Raw genomic sequence first — 25071 nt, 5'->3', positions numbered from 1 at the left:
TTCCCCCATAGGCGCTATGGAGGAATATATCGGTTATGTTGTTATATTTAAAGTAAACAACAATTAAGAGACTCTCTCTTCTAACCCTTGTTTTTCCCATACTTTAGCTTTAAAGGTCATTAGTACTAAAACAACACCAACACCAATGCTAAATAATGCAATTTGTAAGTATAAGTTAGGGATTTCTTCAACATTATTCGGATCGAAATTACCAGCAAGTAAACCTGCGATAATGTTACCGATTGAGTAAGTTAATACAAACACACCCATCATTTGACCTGTATAACGTTTAGGCGATAACTTACTTACCGCACTTAATGCTACAGGGCTTAAACAAAGCTCACCCACAGTATGTAAAAAGTAGGTAGTAACAAGCCAGTAAGGCGCTACTTTTAAGCCTTCAGCTGCGTAATGAGCCGCCATAAACATAACTAAAAAGCCTGATGCCATGATAATTAAGCCAATTGCACACTTAACGCTATAGCTAGGTGATACTAAGCTTTTAGATAAGTTAATCCAAAGCGCTGCAAAAAATGGCGATAAAGCAATAATAAACAGTGAGTTTAATGATTGAAACCACGTTGTAGGGATTTCAAAAGTACCAATAAGGCGATCAGTATAGTCGCGAGCAAATAAGTTTAATGATGAACCAGCTTGTTCAAAGCCAGACCAAAAACATGCTGATGCAATACAGACTAAAAATAGTGCCCACATTCTTTGTTTTTCGGCATCGGTTAAATTACCTGTAAAGTAAATAACACCAAAATAAACAAAAAAGATAATAGTAAATACAATAGCTACGTACCCTGCAACCACTGTTGGATTAATAACAATAGCGCCGGTCATTGCAGCCGTAGTAACTGCAGCAGCTGCAATTATAAATACAGCAATACCACCCCAAGCGCGTGAAGTGCCTTTAGGACCTAATGGATTAGCAGGTAGTGCGCCGTGCTCTGGTAAGTTATTAAGTGTGAGTTTGTACTGCACTAAACCAATAGCCATACCTACAGCTGCTGCACCAAATGCCCAGTGCCAGCCTACGTTCTCCATAAAGTAACCACATACGTAGTAACCTATTAAAGAACCCATGTTAATACCCATGTAATAAATAGCGTAACCGCCATCACGACGCTCATCAGCATCGCTATATAATTGGCCTACCATTGCACTGATATTTGGTTTTAGTAAACCAGTACCTGTTGCTACAAATATTAAGCCAATAAAGAAAGAATAATCATGTGGAATAGCCAAAATAATATGGCCAATCATAATAATTATGCCGCCATACCAAACTGCTTTTTGACCACCAAACAATCTATCAGCTAGCCAACCACCTGGTAAGCCTAAAAAGTATACTGCGCCTGTGTACAAACCATAGATTGCAGCAGCTGATGCAACAGTAAAGGCAAGGCCTTCTTCTTGTAAGCTTGCTGTCATGAATAATACGAGCATAGCTCGCATACCGTAATAACTCATTCGTTCCCACATTTCAGTGAAGAACAATGTCGAAAGTCCTTTAGGGTGGCCAAACCAACCACTATCTGGAGCTGAACTCATATTTACTTCCTAACTTTAAGAATTGTTGTAATGGCCTTATAATTTATTGCTTTAGCTATCTTAATATTTAGTCATACTAAAATGCTCGACCATCAGTTTATTATTTGTAGCTAAGATAATGATTTGCTATATGGTAGTAACACCAGAAGGTAAGAGACACACCCTTATCCTAGTTACAATTGGGCACAAGTATACATATACCTTAGTGCTAGGGGAAGTATTGCGCGGTGTATCACCTTATGCCAAGTTAGAACTCAGCATAAGGAACAATAGGGGTACCTGGGAACTCAAGTGTTCCGTACACAGGGTTAAAATAGTAACGTATGTAAAGTTGACCAAAGTTTGGTTCGTAAAAGTCAGAACGATCGATGGCTAAGTAGCCACCAAAAAACCAATTCGGCGTTATTCTATACTCAAAACTACCTTCAAGATTATATGAAACACCAGAACTTGTTTCACCTTCAAAAACAGGATCAACACCTGTTATTGACTCTCTATCATATGCAGCTATTTGCAAATCGCTATCGTTAGGGAAGAAATCAATAGATTGAGTTTTTGTTTGCGAGTAAGAAATACCTGTTTTTAATCGATAGACAAAATCATCGCCCCAACGCGCGTCATAAGTGAGTGGCACAGATAAGCCTACATAGTTTTGTGGACTGTAATAACCACCATGGCCCCATGTTTCTTCACTTAAATTATACTTGTATGCCCAATGTAATAAGCTAGCGCCTACGGTAAATTCACGCTCTTGATTGCTAATTACACGGTAATAAGTACCGCCCATCATACGGTAGCGTTGGTTGTCTTTTACATTTTGGCCTTTATAAAGGGTAAAGTCGGCGCTTGACCAAAAACCCCATTTTCCACCTAAGTCATGCGATACATTAGCAGTTAGACCTGTAGAGCGTACACCACCCCAAACTTCACCTGTATTTACATCTTTTAAGCCTGCATAAGAAAGTACTGAGCTCGTAACTGGGCGTTTTTCAAGTTCTAGGCTATATCCAAAGTCGCCAAAACTGTCTGCGTAATTTACGCCCCACACAAAGTCTTCAATTAAAAAGCCAAGTGGGGTAGTGCCTACATCTACACGCCAGTTTTCGTTTTGCCAACCAATACCTATATCTACACCATTTTCCTCTGGTGTCACTTCATCGACTGAACAAGTGAAAATACATAAAGCACCTTGTCCGTAGCGACTACCAGCGAACTGCTCATCAAAGCGAGTTGTTTGTGCGCTAATAGTAGTCGGGTCTACTTTAATAAACCCTTGGCCTTGCCAAAGTGGAAAGTAAGCTTCAATCGGGACTAAGCCTGCCCCAAGTGTTGCTTCACTTTCGGTACTTGTTTGCCCACTAAAGTTAACACCAATAGCAATGTAGGCTTGGTTTTTATTTTGCTCGTTTATTAGCTCACGTTTAGCACCGTTTACATACCATTCATCGCTTTCATTTATTTTTAAAAGCGCTCCGTAAAGCTCTTTTTCATTCAATGTACGATTAGGTGACAGGGTTTGTGCATACCAAAATTGTGCTTGTTCGGTTTCATTAAACTTACTGGCTACTTGAGCGCCTAAATAACGTAACTCTTGATCGTTTGGTGACTTTTCAATAAGTTGTTTAGCTAAATAAAGTGCATCCCCTGAGTAATTAAACTCATTAAGAGATGACATGATTTGGCGTTGTAAGTAACCATCTTGCGGCGTGGTTTGCGTAATCGCTTTTTGCGTAACTTCTTTTGCTTGAAAGTCGTCTCCAAGTTCTATGTATGCATTAGCAATAGCGAGAAGCGCTTGAGGCTCTATGGTTTGTTTGTTTTGAACTTTTTGTTGATACAAAATAACCGCTGCTTCGCGCTGTTCAAGTGCTAAGTTTGCATTAATAAGGGCAGTTGTTGTTGCTGGAGTATTTTTATATTTTTGATCCAGCTGGTTAAGCTTAGCGATTAAATCACTGCCATTATAATACTCGGTAATATAGCTATTTTGTAGCTGTACATATTGAGTTTTTTCGTTTTCAGTAGCGCTCTCTGGTAACGTGTAATTTTCAAACCATTGCTTCGTTTTATTTTCATCTCCTTGATCTAAAAGCCATTCACCATAAAGTGTATGCCAATAAGGAGAAAGCGAAGGCTCAGCTTTCAGTGCTTTGTTTATAAGTCTTATAGCGTGTTTTTTTTCGTCGATTCGATACCAGCTTCGCGATAACTCAGCCTGCATGGCAGGTGTTAAGCTTTGTGCTTCTAAGTTACTTAAATGATAGATTGCAGTGGCTTTATCTTTAGCGTCAAGGTGGCGCTCACTTTGTGTTAAAGACTCATTAAGTTGCAGCTGTTGTTCAAGCGCAATAATATCTTTATCTCTGGATTTAAATGGAATGTACTGCAATGTTTTAATAGCACCTTGATAATCATCAAGGGATCGTAAAAAAAGCGCGTGGCTATAACGAATTTGAGGATTTAGCGGAAACTGCCACAGCACATTATTAAATAAAGTACGGGCCTCTTCTGTGAGTCCTTTTTGTTGATATATAAAGGCTAAATCGTAATATAACCAAGGCTGCTCAGGCGCTATTTCAATTGCATCTTTTAATACTTTTTCGGCTAGCTCTAAGTCGCCTGACTGCGTTAATGCATCAGCTTTTGCGCGGTACTGACTGCTTAAAGAGACAGAATATGAATCTTTAACTAATTTTTTTTGATTAAACGATAAGCTGTTATAAAAAGAAGTTAAGGCTTGTTCATTTTGTTCTAATTCAGCTATTTCAAGCAGACCAATTAAAGCGCTCCTATTAAGTGGATCACTTTTTAAAACAATTTGATATGTAAGAGCAGCTTGTGAATATTGCCCTTGAGCAAATTGTAATAAACCTTTGTTATATATTACTGTATTAGTTTCTTGCCCTAAGGTAGCGGCTAAATCTAGCTTAAGTTTAGCAGTTTTAAACTCTTTATTATTAATAGCATTTTTAGCTTCGCGAATATAAAGCCAAAGCTTAGCTGTTTTTGCCAATTCTTGCAGTGTTTCACGCTCGGCGAACTCAGCTGTAAATTTTTGCGCACGAGTAAAATATTGATACGACTTTTGGTTTTCACCAAGACGTAAATAGAGTGTGCCAAGGCTTCGCATTATAGCGCCGTCTTGCGGACGACCTCTTAAGGCTTTTAAAAGCAGAGGCTCTGCGGCGGCAAGTTTATTTTTCTCAAGTAATCTATCGCCCCTAACCCAAAGCTGATAGGCAGGATCGGCAAGCAGTGTTTGGCGTTTTTTATAATCTTTTAGAAAATCTTGATATTGTAATTCGCCCTTACTACTAAAAGGGTAAAGCGTGAAATAGCGTTGATACTGCTTAACTGTATCATCTGTTAAGGGCATTTCTAGCAAAGCACTAAGCCAAATATATTCTACTTCATTAATAAAAGTAGGGCCTGCGCCATATTTACTTAAAATATCAATCGCTTTTTTATCTGTCAGATTACGCCTAAGTAAGTGGCGTGCATAAGCGACTTCTATTTGCGCGATACTTGGGTAGTATTGAGCTAATTTTTCATAGCCTTTTTTAACGCTTTCCCATTGGCCGCTGTCTTGCCCATACCAACTTAAATGCTCAAGCTCGTAATCTAATGTAGGGTAAACGTTTTTAAAAATATTATTATAGATTTCGCGAGCTTGTTTATAACGACCCGCACGAGCCAGTAATTTAGCTTCTTGAATTGAAGATTTATCTTTACCTTCAGTACGAGAAAGTACTTTTAGTTTTTCAACGCACGGGGTTTGTTTGGTAAGCCCATTATCTATTTTATTTAATAACTGGTTGGCTTTCGCAGATTCGCCATTGGCAAAATCATAACGCGCTACTGCGCACTGTGTTTCTATCCGGGCAGGGGCAATGGCGACTAGCTTTCGTAAGCTATCTTCAACTAGTTTTTTATTTTGCTGTGCTTCACCAATACTTATTTGGCTTAATAACCACTCAACAGATTGCGTATCAATATCGTTGGCTGTGTTAGCGCTCAATCCAGAGCTAAGCGCTAATGTGCAAGCGAGGGCAAACCTTAACGGCATTCAGTGCTCCATACCGGTTGTAGCGTCCCATCTGCAGTAATTGAAAAACGCTTATTTAAAGCACTTGTACCAAACAAGTTAAGCACGCTGTCGTAATAACGAGTCTGGGTAAATGATTTATCAATCATTAGTTTTTGCTGAATCGCCATTACCGTAGAGTTATCGTTATTAGTCGCCAGTAAAGGTAACAAAGCTGAATTAAAGCCTAAAGGGCCTCTTTTTTCAGATTTTCCAGATTTAGCAAAGGTATTTAAAGGCACGTAACCACGTTTATTAATTGTTTCTATAAAAGGGTTGAATTGCGCTAATAGCTCTTTTTTATAAGGTGCGTTGTCTGCCATCATACTTGCCCATAAATACACTCTAATAGCGTTATAACTGCCCAAGTCGCTCGTTTTTTTATCGTAGTAAAAGCCATTATTCGCATCAAACATTACCCAGTCAGGGCTAACACCTTGCTTTGCTGTATCTAAAATTAGCTTTGCTGAGCCTTCGTGTAATTGATGCCAAGGCGAGTGTGGGTAGAGCTTTTTAAACTGCTGGTAAATAAATAATGGTGAGTAGCTCGGGTTTAACTTAAAACGTTTATTATCAAATTCAAAACCTGTAGGAGCGGGTAGTAATGATAAACCTAGGCCCGAGATATAAGCGGTTTCTTCACGCATTATTCGCTGTGCAAGTACAGCTGCTAATATGCTGTAGCGGCGCTCATCCCAAAGAATAGCAGCTTGCGATAAGCTGTATGCTATCCATAAGTCTGAATCAGACGCAGGGTTTGAATCTAAAATTCCGCCAACATTTTGATTATTAACACCCCATTGCCATGCCGGTAAACGAGTGCTTAAATCACCTTCTGATAAATGTTCTTGCGTCCAATCAAGCACTAAGTCAAACATTGCTTTGTCATTTGCTACAACAGCAAAAAATAAGGCATAAGATTGGCCTTCAGAGGTTGTGACTTTTTGCTCACTCCCCAAATCAATAACGCGACCATCTTGGCTTATAAAGTTACTTTTAAACGTTTGCCATGCATCCCATGGTTGGCATTGCTCTATTTGTGCATTGGCATTAAAGGTAAATAATGCAATCACGGTAAAAAATACATTAATGAGTGACTTCATTACTTATCTCCTTCAGCTAATCGCTTGTATGTTAATGCTTGCAGTAATCGCCATATTATAAATGAGATCAACAGTAGTGTTAAAATAGACAATAGTGCCAGTACAAATGGGTGATCCGATAAATGGAACCAAATTAGGGTATGCACAGGAATGTGACCAACAAAATATTGCTCATCAGTTTTAATTGTTTTAATGCCTTGAGAATTTATGACCGCAGCACTGCCTTTAATTTGCGCAAGAGCTTCTGAACTCATTAACGCATCATCAAGTAGAGTAAAGGCTTTTTGTGATGTTGCACTAAGCGATACAATTGAACGCTCTGAATCAAACGGTGATTGAAAGCCAGTAATAACGGCCATATCACCACTACTTTTTATACTTACTTGGACTTTATCTGTTGTCTGCTCATCGTAAGCACCATTGTATATGGCTTGTTTTATAGCGCGCTGATTATTGTCAAGCAGGATATTGGTTTGCGCATCTTCATCTAAGTTATTAGCAATGCTATTAGGTTTTGCGATTACTAAGATGTCTTTATCATCTAAGTTGGCATCTTCGTTTAAATGAGCAACACTTATTCTATGAGCGGGGTAGCCTGTAATAGCACCAAAGTGGCCTGTTAAATTAAACAATACAGATAGTGCTTTAGGTGATGGAACTTCATCTATCAATACTAAAGTTTGTTGTAAGTCTGCGTATTTTGTAAATGGGAATCCGCTGTTTGCAAATACATTTAAATCAGGTAAAGCCATGTAATGATCAAACCCACTTACATCAATGTTAGAGTTTCCATCAATTACCCCGTACTCGCCACCAGGTGGAGCAACGGCACATTCGCCTTTTTTAAGTACTGCAAATCTAAAGTCAAAATTTAACTCATTTCGGCTGGCAAGATTAATACCGTCTAATGAAAAGTCTTCAGCGCTTTGCGTTGTGTCTGTATTAGCAATTAAAGGCAGCAACGTTTTAGCGGTAGTTAACGATGTGTCTTTTTTATCAAGTAAAAAACCACTTATAAATTCTTGGTTTATTAGCATGTTCAAACGTGAATTTAATGTTTCGCTCTCTGGGGTATTACGGTATTGCAAAGTAATAGGAATCCCTTTTTCACGCCAAGTAAATAAATCCGGTGCAAAACGAACATTTAATTTTATAGGGCCGTTGTTAAGACCCTCAGCTTGTAACTGAGTCGGGTAGTCAATAAGCTCGTCAAAGTGCACGGGACGATCGTTTCTGAGCCATCTCGGCGCATCATAAGCTTTACGCAGTGGGAGTTTGTTAATTGCTTCGATGCTTGCACTTCGGCCAGTCATAATTTTATGACCAAATACAAGACCAGTAACCGCTGTTTTTAAGTCTTTTTCGTCACGCCCCAAAATTAGCAGCATTTTATTGTATCTGTGAATCGGACTTGAAATTAGCTCGACGGTTGGCTTTTCAACATCTGGATAATCTTTTAAAAAATCAGGTTTTGAGTCATTAGTAATAAACACCACACTGTGCTGCTCTGGTGCTTTATTTAAAACTACGGGAAAGTTAGCGCCACGCCAGTCTGCTTGCGCGCCAAACCAACTAGATAAAGTGGCAGCAGCTTCTATTGCTTGTGTATTTGGTGTGCTTGCAAATACAAAAGGTAAGTTTAATTTGTTGTAATCTTTAGCATCAAAAAATGGCTCTGGTAAATATTCAAGGCGACTATCAATTGCTAACTGTTTTTGATCAAGCGTTATGTGGCTTGATTTGTTTATTTCAGTCCAAATTGAGCGGCTAAAGTAATCTTGGCATCGTAAATCGTAGTAACCAACTAGTTCAAAGCGGATTTGGTTGTAGTCTTGAATGTATTTAGCATTTAGGTCTAGGCTATGACTTACCGTATTTTTTACAACACTTAGTTGTTCGTTAATAGGTAATACTGTTACTAAGTTATCGTTAAAATAAACTTTTAAGTGCGATACATTAGCCAGCAATGAAGGGGAATTAGTATACGAAAAGTTAAGCTTTAAATTAGTGCTTAATTTATCAATTCTATTTGTGAAATCGACACGAGAGTTATTATTCACGCCGTCGAGTTTATAGTCGTTGAATCCTAACTTTTCAAAGCTAAGGCGTAAACTAGAAACCTGAGCACTCTCAGGGTAGCCATTTATAAACAGGGTTTTGTCGTGCATAGGCTCGATAGCGAGCACTTTATATGCGCTACTAATAAGTAACAATGTTAGAAATGTATTAAGTAACTTTTTAATCATAATTATTATGCACTATCGGTTTTTTTGGAGTAAATGAATTTATGTAAATGACAATATTAGTCATTAACTTAATAACAGGTTGTAACGCTCTTGGAGCATGAAATAATAAATTACTAAAGCCCCGTAAACTGGTTTTTTGTACTTCTTTGAAGCTATACGATGGACGGTCATGTCTAAAGTTATTTTGCCAATCTAGCCAAGCATCTGCTCTTGAGAAGGTACATTGTATAAAAGCCCTCTGTTTTTCGAGAGATAAATCTTTAAGTGTGAGGCCAATTTGTTTTTTGCGGGTATTACATACATACGTTGTAAACGAAAACTGCTTATTACCGCGACTCATTAATAATTCAATTTTATCGTTAACACGACATAAATGCGCGTGATCTGTCTCTATGCCTACACCGTTATCTGAATAATCCGTTATTTTTACTTTCAAAGTATGGCCATTTGCTAAACGAACGCCGGCAGGAAAGTTTGCCTTTATACGATGCGAGTGCCTCACTTGACGAGCTTCAGCTGCAACAGCAACCGCAGCACCTAAAATTATAATATTATAAAAAGCCCAACCCATACTTATTATAAGTACGCCAATCTGGCTTGGGTCACCTAAAAATAGACGTAATACGCCCACTAATATACCAAGTAAATTAATAAGTAAGAGAATTAGATACGGTTTAGAAATACCCCAATCGTAATGCTCTTCATCATTTAAACCACCTTTTTCGGTTACGTTAAACTTACCCTTATTAGGATTAAATAAAGCAACGGTGGTTGGTTTTAATATGTACCAAGCAAGTACTGACTCATACACTTCACCCCAAAAGGAGTAACGGTATTTACCTTGAATACGTGAGTTAGTCGCTTTTATTTGAATTAATGTCGGCACTACATAAATAAAAATAGCTAAAAATGGGGCATAAATTATGTATGCATTAAAATATATTAGCGCTAAAGGGGCTGTTAAAAATACAATACGAGGAATACCCGATAAAAAGTGCAGCATTGCGTTTATGTAGCATAATCGTTGAGGAATGCTTAAACCCTTACCCATTAATGGATTATCAAGTCTAAATATCTGCGCCATACCACGCGCCCAGCGAATGCGTTGACCTATATGCGCTGACAGGCTATCGGTTGCAAGACCTGCTGCCTGTGGAATATTTATATAAGCAGTTTTATAACCAGCGCGCTGCATACGAAGTGCCGTGTGAGCATCCTCCGTTACTGTTTCAAATGCAAAACCGCCAATATCATCAAGCGCAGCTCGTTTTAATACGGCGCAAGAGCCACAAAAGAAGGTCGCATCCCACATGTCGTTTCCGTCTTGAATAAGCCCATAAAACAACATGTTTTCGTTAGGAATTTGACTATGGTTGTTAAGGTTGCGCTCAAACGGATCTGCAGAGAAAAAGTGATGCGGTGTTTGCACTAAACACACTTTACTATCTTTTAAAAACTGTCCCATCGTCATTTGCAAAAATGAGCGAGCAGGGACATGGTCACAATCAAAAATTGCGATATATTCGCCATCGGTATAACGCATAGCGCTATTCATATTGCCGGCTTTAGCATGATTGTTATCCGAACGAGCTAAATAGCCTACTCCAATTTCCTCTGCAAATTCCTTAAACTCTGGGCGCTTACCATCATCTAATATATAAACATTTAGTTTATCTGCAGGCCAATCGATACTTAAAGCAGCCAGAGTAGTGGGCCTTACAACGCTTAATGGCTCATTATAAGTTGGAATATATACATCTACTGTTGGCCATAAGTCAGTGTTTTTTGGTAAAGGCACTGGTTTTCGCTCAAGCGGGTTAATTGTTTGGAAAAAACCTAAAATCAGTACAAGCCAGGCATACGTTTCAGCAAGTAATAAGCCACCACCTAGTGCAAGTGCAAGTGGATCATCCCAATTTAAAGTCTCAGTGTAACGCCACCACAAGTAACGAGAAGACGTGGTTACTGACAGAGTAATCATGACAATGGTTGCCATTTGGCCTTTTACTCGTTTAAGCGCATACGCAACTAGTAAAATAAAGCTTATAAAAACGGCTTGAGCTTCCAAGCTAAAAGGAATTGTAATAAATATTGCTAATAAAAATAGAATAAACGCGATAATAACGTATTTGACTAGTTTATTTTGCCATACACGCGCATCCGCCATGGTTTTAAACGCACTTTTTTTAGGGCCTTTTTTGTTTTTTGATAGTAAGCGCTTTAACAATCTACCTAGCTTTAAATCAAACCAACGTAATTGCCTTAAAAGGTAGCTAACACCATCATAAAAATAATTAACAGCATCATCTTTTACAGAACTAGATTTAAGCTGGTTTTTAAAAAACACTAAAAAAACACTTTGTATAATAAAGCGTAATATATTTGAGTAAATGTAGGTTCGGTAAGGCAACCTTAAATGAGGGTAGTAGTCATAAAGGGTATATTCAAAGCTGATTTTGTGCTTTTTAATATTTATAAACAGTGAGCTTAAAAGAGTAATAAAAGGCATTAAAAAAGCTTCAATAACATTTACTTTATGTTGATTAAAGTAGCTATGAAACTTAAATAAAATGTACCGGACTAACTTATCAGTAAATAAAATGCTCAGCAGCAAGTATAAAGTGCTGTGAATAGGGCGCTGATAAAATAATGTAATGCTCATTTTATAAGGTCGCTTTACTAACTAGCCAACCAGCTAGTGTTTCAAAGTCATCGTTTGCGACACTATATGGCGCACAATTAAGCGCTACATTTCTGTATGCGGTTGACTCTTTAATAACTTCGTCACTGTTGATAAAAAACGGAGCCATAAGGGGGAGCGTAGATTGCCAAAGAGAAAACAAGTCAAATTCTAGCGTAGATGCAGAATTATAGCGGTTAACTAAAAAGTAATGCTTCCAATCAGTATCTGAATTTTTGAGTGTTTGTAGGCGTCTATAAATTAAGCTGTGACAAATAGCGTCGCAATTAACCAGTTCAATTACAATATCGTTTTTCTCTAACGGATAGTGGGGAAGGTTAATATGTGCAGGGCAGTCAAAAATTACCCACGCTTCTTGGCTATAATTTAGGTTTTTGCATCTATTTACCATTTTAGTGATGTTATCGATGCTAGTATCAGTGCTGTCACCATATGGTAAAAATATAATGCCATCGTCATCTTGATGAAAATGCACAAGTGCATCTTCAAAGCTCGCTTCATTACTCCAGCCTTTGGTATATTTCCATGGCAAGCCAAAATGTAAACCTAGGTCACTTTTTGCATCTAGATCGATTGCAATAACGTCAACATCAGACTTTTTTAGCACGCACGCTAAATTTGCAACCACAGAGGTAGTGCCTAAACCGCCTTTGATACCTTTAACGAAAACTCTTTGCAACGGATGTTTTACCTATCTTTAATTGAACTAACTTATATGTTTAGTTCGTTGTTTATTTCTTTAAGTAATGCGTACTTATTAATTGTATTATTATTTTGCTGCTTGTTTACAATTTCTATGTAGTCATCACTCTTTCCACCAAAACGTAGTGCAAGGTTTTCTATGTCACTTGATGTTAACGTTTGTGAGTTTTTAGGCGTCAAGTTATTCATTATTACCTTTACAGTTACTTTAATTATTTTGATTAAAAGTGGACAATATTTGGCTATTATATATAGAATAACGGTTAAAACTAGTAAAAAAGTATTTTTTATAGGGCGTTTTAAGTGCATAACTTTAACATAACGGGATTAGAGCCTGCTGCAAAAGAGTTAAAATCGGCTTCAAGTTATGCTGTTTTAGCCCCTTTAGACAATTTTGTAATCGAATTGGCGTTACATTCAATTAACCAAAGCTTGGTTAATGATATATATATAGTTTCCCAAGAGGTTGAATCATTTTTTGATTCTTCTTTTTCTGCATCGTTAAATTATGCTTATAAGCATAATAGAGTACACCCTTTTTCGTTGGCCTCAGAAACGCAGAATCATTCTATAGAGAAAATTAATTCAGGTATTATAAAAGAAATAAGTGCTTATAAACGCCTAAACAAAGCGCTTATTTTTGTTCATTTTAATACAGCACAGTTAAGCAGTACTGACGAGAAAAGCTTAGAGCTGATGATGAGGCAGTACAACGATTTTGTTCGTAGTACGGGAGCTACATTATTATTTTTAATTTCGGGACCTGATATTGCAAATTATCGCTTTTTATTTAGACGATTAAACAATGTATTTGATGGGCTGGTATTTGTTGATAACGACTCTGCGGTTCGAGTACTTGAATATGATTATTGGCGTCACAGTAGGGGGGTTATTGCTGGTGAACATTACCAATTATTATTAAGTGGTAATCAGTTTGTTGTTCAAACTGGAACGCCAAGCGAAAGTAAAACACTTAAACACTCAGACTTTTCCGATGAAGACGATGTCTGGCTCGTGCAAAGTGCTGTGCCCGAAGGTACTAAGTTACCGATGCATTATAAAAGCGTAAAAGATAATAATGATTTATTTAATAAAGGCCCAAAAGTAGAAGCAGCCACCTTAATTTTTGCAGTTACGCGTTACACCGATTTGGCGCTATTGGGTAAGCAGTGTTTTGAACTTAGAAAAAACTGCGGACGATGGTTAAAGCTTGTTATTCAAAATGTTGATGGTGTTATTCGCCATCAAGATGAGTGCTTATTTTTAACCTTGGGTGTAAATCTGATTTTGTATAGCTTTTCAGAGCCTTCGCGTTTGCTTTCACAAGTGCAATCTATTCAAGGTTTTAAGTTTTCAAGGCCTTTACCTTCCTCAGTTGAGGATGTTTTAAAATACACTGAAAATACCTTTTCGAAAGGATATTTACCTTTCATCGAGTTTACGAAACAAGTAGAAATTCATAGTGACTCAGCCGTTAATTTAGGTGTTAGTGGTGTGCTAGTGAAACTTGAGCTACTACCAAGAATTGACCCTATTCATCCTTTGCATTTATTTCATATTAAGCGCGAAGGTGATGTATTTAGCATTGCAGATAATACAGTTTATTTATATTTGCATGCTTGTAGAGAAAATGACGTTGATAATGCAATTAAGCATTTGTTTAAATTAAAAACGAGTGATTTTTTTGTACAGCAAAATATAATTTCTGACCACTTTTACATTCAACAAGAATGTAAACAGTTAAGGCGATTTTATAAAAGTAAGAGTGTTGTAGATTTCTCGCAAAAACTTGCTGAGAATGATAGCTATAAATTTGCACCTGATATAGCAAATAGCGTTACTGAAAATATTAACACCCCAGAATTTTCTAGTAAAAGCCGCCCAGATGCTAAGCCTTTTATAATGAAACTAAGAGATAACTTATGAGTATGAATCAGCTTTTAATTACCGTGTTTCTTGCAATGGTGCTTGGCGCGGTGCTTTGTATGCTAGGCAAATACATTTTATCTCAAATAACAAAATATTATTATAAGCTTACTTTTAAACATGAAGTACTAGAGCCTTATACACCAAATACAGTAAAAAAGGATAAGCAGTGAAATTATCAGGTTTAGGGGTTTGGAACCTTTATTTTTTAGTTAAGTTTGCTCTGTTTTATTACGGTGCAATTGATTTTAACGTACTAACTAATGCCGCTTTTGCTGCATTGCTTGCGATTAAATTTAAACAGCCATTAATAGAGAAGGCAAAACATATACTAGGTGCTGTGTTTGCTGTGGTATTACTTTATCAAGACTCATGGTTGCCACCAATAAACAGGTTGACTAAACAAGCAGGTAACGTTCAAGATTTTAGTTTTGGTTACTTTATCGAGCTATTAACCCGAGTTATTAGCGTTGATATGTTGTTGGCTTTGTTCGTAATTAGTGTGTGTTTTTGGTATACATCGCAATGGATACGCTTTACAACCGTGACTATTGTTGGGCTGTTAGTTGTAGGGTGGCAAGGAGATAACTCACAATCACAATTCGTTAATAATGTGGCTAACCCTGAACCGGTTACTCAAAATCAAAGTAATCCTCAAACGCAAGTGATCACTCAGGCAGCGCAATCTCCCGATCAAAAGCTCGCTGATTTTTATCAACAACAAAGCTTACTAATGAGCCACTTTCCAAACCAAGTGAATGGTGAGCTGTTTGATGTAATTATTTTGAACATATGCTCAATGGCTGTTGCTGATTTAAATGCTATTGGTGTAAGTGTTACTGATATGTATAAAGACTTTGATGTGGTGTTTTCAGACTTTAACTCGGCTACGTCATACAGTGGACCCGCTGCGGTAAGACTGCTGCGCGCTAGTTGTGGCCAAACGAGTCAAACAGCATTATTTAAAGAGGCACCTGAACAATGCCACTTGTTTAAAAACCTAGAGAAACTAGGTTATCAAAATAATGTTGTGATGAATCACGACGGACATTTTGATGAGTTTAAAGGTTTAATAAATAAGTACGGTGGCCTAGATAGTACGCCATTTAATATCGATTCAATGCCAGTGGCGCTACGAGGTTTTGATAATAGTCCTATTTACTCAGATGAAGCTGTGCTGGATGGTTGGTTAGAGCAAGCTGAAGATTGTAAGCCATGTGCGATGTACTACAACACCACAAGTTTACATGATGGTAATCAGCTAGAGAATCAACCAAGGGTTAATAGTAAAGAGACATACCCAATCAGACATAAAAACTTGTTTGCTGATATTAACCAATTTGTAAAAAAATTAGAAAAACGCGGCCGCAACGTTATGTTAATGATAGTGCCTGAACACGGCGCTAATTTAAAAGGTGACAAAGTACAGTTTGCAGGTTTACGTGAAATCCCAAGCCCAGCAATTGTGTCGGTACCTGTAGCAATTAAATTTATAGGCCCAAACGTACAAAACTACTCGCAAATTGTGGTTGATGATTCAACAAGTTACTTTGCGCTTTCAGAGCTGGTAAGTAAGGCGCTGCAAACTGATGTATTTGGTGGGAATAATAGTGTTGCTAATTTGCTTGAAAACCTACCTACAACACCTAAGGTTGCTGAAAACGAAGGCACAATAATGATGTATGTTAACCAAAGACCATTTATACAATTAGATGGTGGTGATTGGTCTGCTTACCCACAAGGTAAGTAGTCACATAATAAGATTTAACAAATAGCACTGATATAGTTAAATATCAGTGCTACTTTTCTTCATTTAATTACATTTCAACTTATCGCTTTCGCTGTCTGTTTTGTCCAAAAATGTTTACAATAAGCTACCTTCTCAAAGCGACTTAGCGTATTATTCAGCTAATATAGTTTTTCCTTCTTTGAGGATGTATGCGTCTAGATATTCACTGTGCTGATCGAATTGGTATTGCTCAAGAAATCCTTAATATATTAGTTAACTACAGCGTTGATCTAAAAGGAATTGAAGTTGATTCTGTAAATTGTCGTATGTACGTAAGTTTTCCCGAAATAGAATTTGAACAATTTCAAAAAATTATGCCATCGATACGTTTAATCGACGGCGTACATGACGTGCGTACCACTGCGTTTTTACCATCAGAGCGTGAACACAACGAATTAAATACTTTGCTACGCGCATTGCCTGATGGCGTTATCTCTATTGATGCTAAAGGTTGGGTACGCTTATGCAACGATGCAGCATGTAAGGACTTACAGTTAATTGAAAAAGAAGTTATTGGTGCAAATATTAATAACTTACTTAAAGGCTTTAACTTTACACGTTGGCTAGAAGGTAAAGAAGTGCTCGGGCAAACCACACGCGTTGAAGTGGCGGGTGAGGATTTTATTGCAGACATTTTACCAATTGCAGTCCCTCAAGGTAGTGAAGGTGATGTGCTTGCGGGTGCGGTTATTAACATTAAATCGCAAAGCCGCTTAGGGCAGCAGGTCAGTGCATTTAGACGCTACGGTCAAGAAAGCTTTGCTACTATTCATAACTTTAGTACGGCAATGCGCCGAGTTGTGCGCGAAGCACGCAAAATGGCGCAACTAGAAGCCCCTATTTTGATTACTGGTGAAACCGGCACAGGTAAAGAGTTATTAGCTAGAGCGTGCCATTACGCATCTAATCGCTCTGTTAAGCCTTTTATTGCGCTGTCGTGTGCTTCACTTCCTGATGATGTTGCTGAGTCTGAATTATTTGGTTATGCCGGGTACGAAGAAAACGCAGCGCCAAAGCGTGGTGTATTAGAGCAAGCTGATGGTGGAACTGTATTTTTAGATGAAGTTGGCGAAATGTCGACTCAACTACAAACTAAGTTACTGCGTTTTTTACAAGATGGTACGTTTAGAAAAGTAGGCGATGAGAACGAAGTTAAAGTAAATGTACGTATTGTTGCCGCTACTCAAAAAGACTTACCTGCAATGGTACAAGAAGGGGTTTTTAGAGAAGACTTATATTACCGTATAAACGTGCTTACTTTAGAAATAGCGCCACTAAGAGATAGAAAAGCAGATGTAGGACCACTTGCAGAGCATTTTATTCAAAAATATGCGCAACAAAATGGTCATGCAATTCCTGTTTTATCACAAGAATGTTTAAGCTTTTTACAAGAGTACCCGTGGCCTGGAAATGTACGTCAGCTGGAAAATGCAATTTACCGTGCAGTGTCGTTACTAGATGATAGCGAGCTTCGCGTAGAGCATTTGCAGTTACCAACTTTTACTCATGATTTAGGGTATTTAGAGTCTGATTTTGAAGGCTCACTAGATCAAGCTGTTAAACGTTTTGAGGCGACTTTACTTCGCAAACTCTACCCCGCTTACCCAAGCTCACGTCAGTTAGCTAAGCGATTGGGCCTAAGTCACACCGCTGTAGCTAATAAGTTACGTGATTACGGGATTAATCGAAAAACAGTAAAAGTGTAATTGACTTAAAGAAATTAAAATATGGGGACTAATTTTTAGTGCCCATATTTTTTGTTACCCCATCAATTGCAATCGTCTCAATACCTTCTTCGTTAAAGTTCATTACGATACTGGCGTTATTACGAGTGAAAAAATAGCTACGGCCATTTAGCTCAATAACATAGTCACCTTTCACCGGATCGCTAAACTGCTGCTTTTTTAGAGTGACTGTATGTTCGCCAATTTGCCATTCAAACTCCTCAATAAACCCATTATTAAATTCTTGAACCCATACTTGGCTGTCATCTTTTGAAAGCGTGATGGCGACAGAATAAGAGCTAGGAATTTGCTCCATATTGTAACTTTTAGATCCAATAGTGAATTTCTCAGCTTTTTGCTGCCATTCAAAACCAAATTTAAATTCTTTAACTACACCGGTAGGGTAAGTTACTGAGCCTTTACCTGGTAACGAGAAATCGGCAAAAGCATTGTAGCTAGGGGCTAATAGGGCCAGTGCAGCGATAATTTTTAGTTTTGATTTCATTAGCTATCTTTTTTATTGTAATAATGATTTAAGATTAAAGTAGAATATTCGTCTTCGCAAGGGGCTATGCTACACTCGAATAAATTTAACTGGTAAGACCTTTTTTGTGAACTTATATATTCGACTTTTATTATTATTTTTCAAAATTAAACGCAATAAGCAATATCAAAATCTACTTGATACAGTAGATATTGATTACAAAGCTTTGCCGACTGATTGTGATATTAATTTACATTTAACAAACTCACGTTATCTTGCGATGATGGATTTATCTCGCACGTGGATGACGGAGCGTGTTGGCTTACTAAAGCAAATAATGAAGCGTCGTTGGTTTCCGATTGTTAACGCAACTGCTATTACTTATATCCGCGATATTAAACCTATGCAGCGATATACAATAAGTACTAAGTTAGTTGGCTGGGATCATAAATACTTTTATATTGAGCAAAAGTTTCACTCAGAGCGAGGCTTACATGCTATTGCTTATGTACGCGGTGTATTTAAAAGTAAAAAGGGTATTATAAGCATTGAAGAAATGCTTGAAGTTGCTGGTTTTGATGGGCAAACACCTATATTGCCAAGTGAAGTAATGCACTGGAAAGAAATGTTAGAGCAGAAAAAGTTAAGTAACCTGCCCTAATCTCTACAAATGAAAAAAAAGGCCTTTCGGCCTTTTAACACACATTGTAATTGGGCAACTATGTACTACTTTATATATGCTTTAAAAGCTGTACCTAACACCAAACATAGCCACAACAGGGTCTAGCTCAACAGTTGATGTAAGCGCTTTTGCACCATTAGCATAAACAGTGGCATCGGTATCAATATCCATAATTGATACCATTGCGTGTAAACCCCAGTTTTTATCAATTTTATAGTTAGCACCTACCTGAGCCATAAAGCCAAACGAATCATCTAACTTTACTTCTACATCGTCTGTTCCTAGTGTTGCTTTAAGTGCTTGAGAGGGTTGCTCATCAAAAAATGCAGTGTAGTTTATGCCTACGCCTATAAAAGGTCTTAGCGCATAGCTTGTATCTAAAAAGTGGTATTGTGCAACCAATGACGGTGGAAGTTGTTTTATATCTGCAATTTTATTGCCTGCTAAGCCGCCTGCGCCATTTACATCGTGTGAAAACGGTGTTGCTGCTATCAGTTCTAACACCCATTGATCGTTAAATGCATAATCTACGGTGATACCTAGTTGAGTATTTGAATCACCTTTAAGGCCTAGCGTAGGTGCTTCATTAATCGCTGAGCTACTGTTATCAGGGTTTACGTTAATAGCGCCAACATTTACGCTAAAGTTAGCGTGTGCAGCTGGAGAGATTGCTAATAAAGAGGTTAATAATGCGATGCTAATTTGAGTTTTCATGTTGTTCTCCAAGAACTACTATTTAATTAGCGCTATTATTACCGAGCAATAAATATGAAAACCTGTTCTAGATCAAAGTTTAAAAAGCATTTGAAGCTTATAAAATGTTTTATTGATTTAGATTAATTTTAGTGTCGTTATGCTTTTGTAAAGATTGACATATTTATTTAATTAACAGTCACATGAATATATTAAGGCAGGCACTGCCTTGCCATAATCTCGTGTTTAATCAGGGCCTTAAAAAACAAGAAAATATCTTTTTAGCAGGGCTCAAAAATAATTAAAACACCCGACACTTAAAAAAGTATTGGAAGACTTAAATGCGATTGAGTCGGTATTTATAATTAAATATAAACCGAGTACTTTATAAGGCATAAAATACTCGGTTCACTGACTTTACTTATCAATAGTTATTCCAAATAACGTTTAGCTTTGTTTTCTTTAACACTTTTAAGATCGACTAATACCAATCCATCAATACAATTATTAAAATCGGGATCAATGCTAAAGCTTAAAAATTGTACGCCGCCAGGATTGCAAAGCTCAGTGTATTGTTTAAATAAAGTAGGGACTTGAGCGCCCATATTAGCTAACACATGTTTTAACTCTACAAAATCTTCTTTAACATCGTTTCCATTAAAAAGGATATTGCATTGCGTTAGCTGTTGCTCAGTTAATTTGAGCTCATTATTGGGCGTAGCTAGTTCTATGCTGCTTTTATAATAATGTTGATAGTAATAAACGAGCATGGCTTTGGCTTGCTCAGGTAGGGCGTTGGACACGCTTACAGCCCCAAATAAATACCTATACTGTGGGTAGTTTTTTATAAAAGCACCAATACCGTACCATAAATAGTCGAGACTCTTACGTCCCCAATACTTAGGCTGTACAAAACTTCGACCAAGCTCAATTCCTTGTTTTAGATAGGGCGTCATAGCGTCGGTATAAGAAAATAAACTATCGGTATATAAACCTTCACGTCCATGTTTTTGTATTATCTGTTGTGCGCAGGCTAATCGATAAGCACCTACTAGCTCTAGTTGCATAGGGTCCCACAGTACAAGGTGTTGGTAATCCATATCGTATTTATCTATATCACGACGCTTACCGCTTCCTTCACCTACTGCTCTAAATGCTATTTCTCTGAGGCGTCCTAGCTCTCTAAAAATAGGTGAACTACCTACATATTGATATAGATGAATGTGCATGCCATCGTGTGTTTTACCCAGAAGCTGACATTGCTCAATTGCTCTTTTTAGTTCTTTTCTACACTCGGGAACAGCAATAGGTGTTTGTGTTTTTAGCGGCAGTGTTTTTTTAGTTGTAAGCCTATAAAGCTGTTTACGTATGAGGTTTACAATTTCTTTATCTTTAAGGTTTTCTATTAAGTAGGACTCAGGAGGGATAGAAGCACCAATCTCAAACTCTAAAGATTTTTTGCGCTGCTTAAACATTTCTGTCACTAATAGTAAACTTGCCAGAGGCTTATAAATCATTGATGTGCCGTAAAAAAGTGGACTATTTTTGGCTTTAATAAAAATAGGTAAAATGGGGCAGTTGGCTTTTTTTGCCATACGTAAAAAACCGCTATTCCATTTGCAATCCTTAATGCCGGTTGGTCCTAGGCGCGACACTTCCCCTGCAGGAAATATAAGTAAGGCACCTCCACCTTTTAAATGGTTTTGTATATTACTAAGCTCTTGCTTTTTACTCATACCAGATAAGTTATCAACAGGGAGTAAAAGAGAATGCATTGCGCTGACCGACATTAACATGCGGTTTGCGACTACTTTTAAATCTTGCCTTACTGTAGAGAGTACTTTGATAAGTGCTAAAGCATCTAGTGAACCAATAGGGTGGTTAGCAACAATAACAAGTTTACCCTCGTTAGGAATATGTTCTATCTGCTTAGGTTTATAGCGCGTATCAAAATTGAGTTCATCAAGTACTTGCTCAACAAATTCTAACCCTTGTAGGTGAGGGTAGGTATTACCAAAGGTGATAAACTCTTGCTCATGCAATAAGTAACCTAAGCCCTTTTTTACTAAACCTTTTACTTTTGGAGAGTTCTCTAGTTGTGGTAAGTTTGCTGCAATTACTTTATCAACACTTATCATATTAACCTCATATTCCGTTTGGTCTATTCGCTATACGTGTAAGATTAAAAAAAGGGTATGACAGTGACTTTGCAGTAGTGTGACTTTTTAAAGTACTAAATTATAAACTGTGAATTGCTAGGAGAATTTATGTCCGTATTGGTGGCTATAACGGGGCGCAACAACGAAAAGCTAATAACGAAGTTACAAGAGCGATTACCAAATACATTGATAGAGCAATGGCCTGATTGCAAAACCGCAAATAATGTGGATTTTGTACTTGCATGGAATGCTCCTGAGTCTCTGTGGCCGCAGCTGCCTAACTTAAAAGCTGTGTCGTCATTTGGTGCAGGCGTAGACAGTATCGATTTAACATTATTACCTGAACATGTCGAAGTAGTACGTATTGTGGACATGCAATTAGCTGAAGATATGGCGGAATATGTACTTACACATGTCTTAGCTCAAAAATTACGCTTAAAAGAGTATTACACTAAACAAACACAGCAAACATGGAAGCCAAAACGAGCTTTTAGTAATAAACATGTTGGTATACTTGGATTTGGCGAATTAGGTAAAGCATGTGCGCAAAAACTTGTAACTAATGGTTTTAAAGTAAGTGCCTGGGCGCAAAGTAATAAAAACACGACTAATGTCGAGGTTTATTATGGCGATGAAGGACTTAGCGATATGCTTTGTAAGATTGATTATCTCGTGTGCTTATTACCTCTTACGCAGGCAACGAAGGGTATTATTAATCACTCAATGCTCGCTAAGCTACCTTCACATGCTGTTGTTATTAATGTGGCACGTGGTGCTCATGTGGTTGAGCAAGATTTATTAAATGCATTAAATAACGATAGCTTACGCGCAGCTACTTTGGATGTTTTTGACCAAGAACCTTTAACGCAGAATCACCCTTACTGGGGAAACCCCAAAATAACACTTACACCACATTGTGCAGCGCTATCTGATTTAAATAGCGTTATAGACCAAATAGCCGATAATATTGAACGTTTGAATAAGGGCTTAGCACTCAATAATTCAGTGGATAGAACAAAAGGTTATTAGCTGATAGCTAATTAGTTTAAAAAACAGCTTGTTAACATTTGTAATTTTCATTAGTGTAAAAGATATTCTCACTAATAAAAATATAAAGAGGGTGTTATGAAATCCAGTCAAAGTGGGGCTAAATTAAGCCTCGTTGTTATTTCAATTATCGTGCTAGGTGTTTCAGCTTGGTTTAATCAGGCTAACGCTGAAGATAGTCCATCTAAAACACAAACCCAAAGTGAATTAACAACAGTAGATTAACCTAGCTTATTAGGTATTTTCGTCTTTCTTCTCGTTTCTCTCAACAGTACATGCTCAGCACCATTATTGTAGTGGTGCTTTAGTGGCGTTCAATACTGTCCTGATCCAACGTGTTTCTAATATTTTAAAAATTCGCAATAAAAAAGCCCAGCAATGCTGGGCTATTAAATATTCTAAGGAAAAGTTGTTAACTTTGGGTTACATTAAATTGCCCGAATGTATAAACTTTAAACAAGTAAAAAGTGTTGATCAACACTAAACTCATATTTGAAATAACGCTCGACGACATAAGATCTAGGCTAAATGATAAGAACAATAAACCACATGCACTAATGGCGGCAACGCGCAGCAGTGTTATCTGGTTAATAAAGAATGCACCTAAACCTAGTGCAAGTAGTGTAGTATTTAAAAGCCAATCTAGCTCGTTTAGCATGGTCGTTTCAATAGTTCAGTTGTTGAAAAAAGGAGCGCCATTATGTTGATCTTTTGCACACCTTTCAACCAAGTAATTTTAAATTTTCAGATTAGTTTTATTAATGCTAAAAGTAACTGCCAATTGCCGAAAACAAACCATTGTCAGCAATTACTTGATACTTTTGACAGCTCTGTGGTTTTTGTAAATCACTGCATAAATAAAGGGATTCACGGCTAGAATCATAGTTGGGGTGCAAGTTGGAATCAATTAAAGTAGCTCCGTAACCCAAAAGTCCAGGCCAGTATACACTCTCACTTACCATCCCTAATTTTTTATAGGTGAGCAAGGTTGGTTTTGGAAAAGCTAAAATTATTACAATAACAATGGCCAGAGATATAAATAGCCCCTTTTTTGACTTTGTTTTTTGGCTAGTGCCATTGTTTGTGTTTGTTTTTTCCTCTGCGGGTATAGAGCGCTGAGTAGGGCGTTGCGGCTTTCTTTTTTGCGCTGTTTTTTTTCTTGTTGGTGTTTTACCTAGCAACGACTGTTTATTTGGGGTTTTAGACATAAAGCAAATCTGGCCTTTTTTCCGTAGGTCTCTATAATTAAATGAGCAAATTTATATACTAAGCTAATTATTATGATAACTTAAAGTTAGCTTATAGCCTACGAGGAATAAAGATGAATACGCAGCTATCAATTTTAATTGTAGATGACGTTAGCACAGTGCGTAGTTTTTTGAGCCAAACGCTCATGCACTTAGGGATAGATAACGTAAAGGAAGCATCTACTGCCTCACAATGTATTAGTGAGTGCCAGGCTGCAAATTATAATATCATTTTTTTAGACATAGAGCTGCCGGACGGCGATGGCAAAGATTTGATTGCACAAATCAATGAATTAAGCCCTGAGACAAATGTTGTAATGGTATCTGCGCATTCAGGTATTGAAAATGTTAAGGATGCAATTGATAAAGGCGCTAAAGGATTTGTAGTGAAGCCGTTTACACCTAAAAAAATAGCGGCAATGCTTAAGAAGTTTTATCCAGACTTGGAAAATGTATGACACTAATCTGTTTAAATATTTATGTCGACTTTTATTAAAGTACGAGATTAAATCTTAGATAAAAAAAAACCGGCAAAAGCCGGTTTTTTATATTCTGTCAAAAACAAATTATAGAGCTTTAATCTTAGCTGCTATACGGCTCTTATGACGAGCTGCTTTGTTTTTGTGAATTAGACCCTTAGTTGCGTAACGGTCTAGGATAGGTGTAGCAACAGAAAAAGCTTGCTGTGCAGCTTCTTTATCGCCCGCTTCAATAGCAACAATTACTTTTTTGAAGTAAGTGCGCATCATTGAACGACGGCTTGCGTTGTGCTGACGGTTTTTTTCGCTTGTGATAGCGCGTTTTTTTGCAGACTTGATGTTAGCCAAGGTTTGCTCCTAACAATCTTAAAATAAAGCTTAAATTAAAGGCCGTGGAATATGCCTGTTTCTATCATGGATGTCAATTTAAATTTAACAATCCAAGAAA

Annotated in this window: 20 protein-coding genes; 7 read left to right on the top strand and 13 right to left on the bottom strand. The window is 37.4% G+C overall.

Annotated elements, in window-relative coordinates; genetic code table 11:
- Positions 1-63: 63 nt before the first annotated feature.
- From H5120_RS04465 to bcsR, 7 genes are all read right to left on the bottom strand, one after another.
- Positions 64-1557, bottom strand: a complete 1494-nt coding sequence (locus H5120_RS04465) for a peptide MFS transporter (RefSeq protein WP_182673726.1) — start codon at positions 1555-1557, stop codon at positions 64-66.
- Between the two features lie 247 nt (positions 1558-1804).
- Entirely contained in the window at positions 1805-5623 is a 3819-nt protein-coding gene (locus tag H5120_RS04460) for a cellulose synthase subunit BcsC-related outer membrane protein (protein WP_182673725.1), read from the bottom strand.
- A complete protein-coding gene (gene bcsZ, locus H5120_RS04455) occupies positions 5614-6744 on the bottom strand; it encodes a cellulose synthase complex periplasmic endoglucanase BcsZ (RefSeq protein WP_182670878.1) in 1131 nt (376 codons plus the stop codon). Before bcsZ ends, H5120_RS04460 begins: the two co-directional genes overlap by 10 nt.
- Positions 6744-8990, bottom strand: a complete 2247-nt coding sequence (gene bcsB / locus H5120_RS04450) for a cellulose biosynthesis cyclic di-GMP-binding regulatory protein BcsB (protein WP_182673724.1) — start codon at positions 8988-8990, stop codon at positions 6744-6746. Before bcsB ends, bcsZ begins: the two co-directional genes overlap by 1 nt.
- Complete coding sequence (gene bcsA, locus H5120_RS04445) at positions 8983-11652, bottom strand: UDP-forming cellulose synthase catalytic subunit (protein ID WP_182673723.1); 2670 nt, start codon at positions 11650-11652, stop codon at positions 8983-8985. Before bcsA ends, bcsB begins: the two co-directional genes overlap by 8 nt.
- A 1-nt stretch (position 11653) precedes the next feature.
- Positions 11654-12370 (bottom strand): cellulose biosynthesis protein BcsQ, encoded by a 717-nt coding sequence (gene bcsQ, locus H5120_RS04440; RefSeq protein ID WP_182673722.1) that lies wholly within the window; start codon positions 12368-12370, stop codon positions 11654-11656.
- 32 nt (positions 12371-12402) lie between these two features.
- Complete coding sequence (gene bcsR, locus H5120_RS04435; RefSeq protein ID WP_182670882.1) at positions 12403-12582, bottom strand: BcsR/BcsP family cellulose biosynthesis protein; 180 nt, start codon at positions 12580-12582, stop codon at positions 12403-12405.
- 114 nt (positions 12583-12696) lie between these two features.
- On the opposite strand from bcsR, the gene bcsE reads away from it, so the two are divergent.
- The 3 genes from bcsE (at position 12697) to tyrR (ending at position 17814) form a co-directional block, all read left to right on the top strand.
- Positions 12697-14319 (top strand): cellulose biosynthesis protein BcsE, encoded by a 1623-nt coding sequence (bcsE, locus tag H5120_RS04430; protein ID WP_182673721.1) that lies wholly within the window; start codon positions 12697-12699, stop codon positions 14317-14319.
- A 169-nt stretch (positions 14320-14488) separates the two neighbouring features.
- Positions 14489-16069, top strand: a complete 1581-nt coding sequence (gene bcsG / locus H5120_RS04425; RefSeq protein ID WP_182673720.1) for a cellulose biosynthesis protein BcsG — start codon at positions 14489-14491, stop codon at positions 16067-16069.
- A 188-nt stretch (positions 16070-16257) separates the two neighbouring features.
- A complete protein-coding gene (gene tyrR, locus H5120_RS04420) occupies positions 16258-17814 on the top strand; it encodes a transcriptional regulator TyrR (protein WP_002958215.1) in 1557 nt (518 codons plus the stop codon).
- A 28-nt stretch (positions 17815-17842) separates the two neighbouring features.
- Here tyrR and H5120_RS04415 read toward each other — a convergent pair whose 3' ends face one another.
- Positions 17843-18337, bottom strand: a complete 495-nt coding sequence (locus H5120_RS04415) for a hypothetical protein (protein ID WP_182673719.1) — start codon at positions 18335-18337, stop codon at positions 17843-17845.
- Positions 18338-18443: 106 nt separating this feature from the next.
- Here H5120_RS04415 and H5120_RS04410 point away from each other — a divergent pair, with 106 nt between their 5' ends.
- Entirely contained in the window at positions 18444-18977 is a 534-nt protein-coding gene (locus H5120_RS04410; protein ID WP_002958217.1) for a thioesterase family protein, read from the top strand.
- 81 nt (positions 18978-19058) lie between these two features.
- Here H5120_RS04410 and H5120_RS04405 read toward each other — a convergent pair whose 3' ends face one another.
- Complete coding sequence (locus H5120_RS04405; RefSeq protein WP_182673718.1) at positions 19059-19712, bottom strand: OmpW family protein; 654 nt, start codon at positions 19710-19712, stop codon at positions 19059-19061.
- 410 nt (positions 19713-20122) lie between these two features.
- On the bottom strand, positions 20123-21829 hold the full coding sequence (locus H5120_RS04400; RefSeq protein WP_182673717.1) for a lysophospholipid acyltransferase family protein: 1707 nt from the start codon (positions 21827-21829) through the stop codon (positions 20123-20125).
- 129 nt (positions 21830-21958) lie between these two features.
- Here H5120_RS04400 and H5120_RS04395 point away from each other — a divergent pair, with 129 nt between their 5' ends.
- Positions 21959-22879, top strand: a complete 921-nt coding sequence (locus H5120_RS04395) for a glyoxylate/hydroxypyruvate reductase A (RefSeq protein WP_182673716.1) — start codon at positions 21959-21961, stop codon at positions 22877-22879.
- 96 nt (positions 22880-22975) lie between these two features.
- Positions 22976-23122 carry a hypothetical protein gene (locus H5120_RS04390; RefSeq protein WP_182673715.1) on the top strand — a complete coding sequence of 49 codons (147 nt, stop codon included), beginning with the start codon at positions 22976-22978 and terminating at the stop codon, positions 23120-23122.
- Positions 23123-23309: 187 nt separating this feature from the next.
- On the opposite strand, the gene H5120_RS04385 is transcribed toward H5120_RS04390, so the two are convergent.
- On the bottom strand, positions 23310-23555 hold the full coding sequence (locus tag H5120_RS04385; protein ID WP_002958222.1) for a hypothetical protein: 246 nt from the start codon (positions 23553-23555) through the stop codon (positions 23310-23312).
- 106 nt (positions 23556-23661) lie between these two features.
- A complete protein-coding gene (locus H5120_RS04380) occupies positions 23662-24105 on the bottom strand; it encodes a hypothetical protein (RefSeq protein WP_182670888.1) in 444 nt (147 codons plus the stop codon).
- A gap of 113 nt (positions 24106-24218) precedes the next feature.
- On the opposite strand from H5120_RS04380, the gene H5120_RS04375 reads away from it, so the two are divergent.
- Entirely contained in the window at positions 24219-24602 is a 384-nt protein-coding gene (locus H5120_RS04375) for a response regulator (protein WP_002958224.1), read from the top strand.
- A gap of 108 nt (positions 24603-24710) precedes the next feature.
- On the opposite strand, the gene rpsT is transcribed toward H5120_RS04375, so the two are convergent.
- Positions 24711-24971, bottom strand: coding sequence for a 30S ribosomal protein S20 (gene rpsT / locus H5120_RS04370; protein ID WP_002958225.1), 261 nt, complete (start codon positions 24969-24971; stop codon positions 24711-24713).
- Positions 24972-25071 lie beyond the last annotated feature (100 nt).

The sequence above is a fragment of the Pseudoalteromonas sp. SR43-2 genome, assembly GCF_014163885.1.
GTDB classification, from domain to species: Bacteria; Pseudomonadota; Gammaproteobacteria; order Enterobacterales; family Alteromonadaceae; genus Pseudoalteromonas; species Pseudoalteromonas distincta.
Note: the sequence above shows the minus strand (reverse complement) of the source record. Positions and strands in the feature narration are given on the sequence as shown.

What these genes read in the sequence shown, in the direction of transcription:
- H5120_RS04405 (WP_182673718.1), bottom strand. Translation starts at nt 19,712, where the DNA reads ATGAAAACTCAAATTAGCATCGCATTATTAACCTCTTTATTAGCAATC.
- H5120_RS04375 (WP_002958224.1), top strand. Translation starts at nt 24,219, where the DNA reads ATGAATACGCAGCTATCAATTTTAATTGTAGATGACGTTAGCACAGTG.
- bcsB (WP_182673724.1), bottom strand. Translation starts at nt 8,990, where the DNA reads ATGATTAAAAAGTTACTTAATACATTTCTAACATTGTTACTTATTAGT.
- bcsR (WP_182670882.1), bottom strand. Translation starts at nt 12,582, where the DNA reads ATGAATAACTTGACGCCTAAAAACTCACAAACGTTAACATCAAGTGAC.
- H5120_RS04460 (WP_182673725.1), bottom strand. Translation starts at nt 5,623, where the DNA reads ATGCCGTTAAGGTTTGCCCTCGCTTGCACATTAGCGCTTAGCTCTGGA.
- H5120_RS04395 (WP_182673716.1), top strand. Translation starts at nt 21,959, where the DNA reads ATGTCCGTATTGGTGGCTATAACGGGGCGCAACAACGAAAAGCTAATA.
- bcsZ (WP_182670878.1), bottom strand. Translation starts at nt 6,744, where the DNA reads ATGAAGTCACTCATTAATGTATTTTTTACCGTGATTGCATTATTTACC.
- H5120_RS04465 (WP_182673726.1), bottom strand. Translation starts at nt 1,557, where the DNA reads ATGAGTTCAGCTCCAGATAGTGGTTGGTTTGGCCACCCTAAAGGACTT.
- H5120_RS04380 (WP_182670888.1), bottom strand. Translation starts at nt 24,105, where the DNA reads ATGTCTAAAACCCCAAATAAACAGTCGTTGCTAGGTAAAACACCAACA.
- H5120_RS04400 (WP_182673717.1), bottom strand. Translation starts at nt 21,829, where the DNA reads ATGATAAGTGTTGATAAAGTAATTGCAGCAAACTTACCACAACTAGAG.
- H5120_RS04390 (WP_182673715.1), top strand. Translation starts at nt 22,976, where the DNA reads ATGAAATCCAGTCAAAGTGGGGCTAAATTAAGCCTCGTTGTTATTTCA.
- H5120_RS04385 (WP_002958222.1), bottom strand. Translation starts at nt 23,555, where the DNA reads ATGCTAAACGAGCTAGATTGGCTTTTAAATACTACACTACTTGCACTA.
- tyrR (WP_002958215.1), top strand. Translation starts at nt 16,258, where the DNA reads ATGCGTCTAGATATTCACTGTGCTGATCGAATTGGTATTGCTCAAGAA.
- bcsA (WP_182673723.1), bottom strand. Translation starts at nt 11,652, where the DNA reads ATGAGCATTACATTATTTTATCAGCGCCCTATTCACAGCACTTTATAC.
- H5120_RS04415 (WP_182673719.1), bottom strand. Translation starts at nt 18,337, where the DNA reads ATGAAATCAAAACTAAAAATTATCGCTGCACTGGCCCTATTAGCCCCT.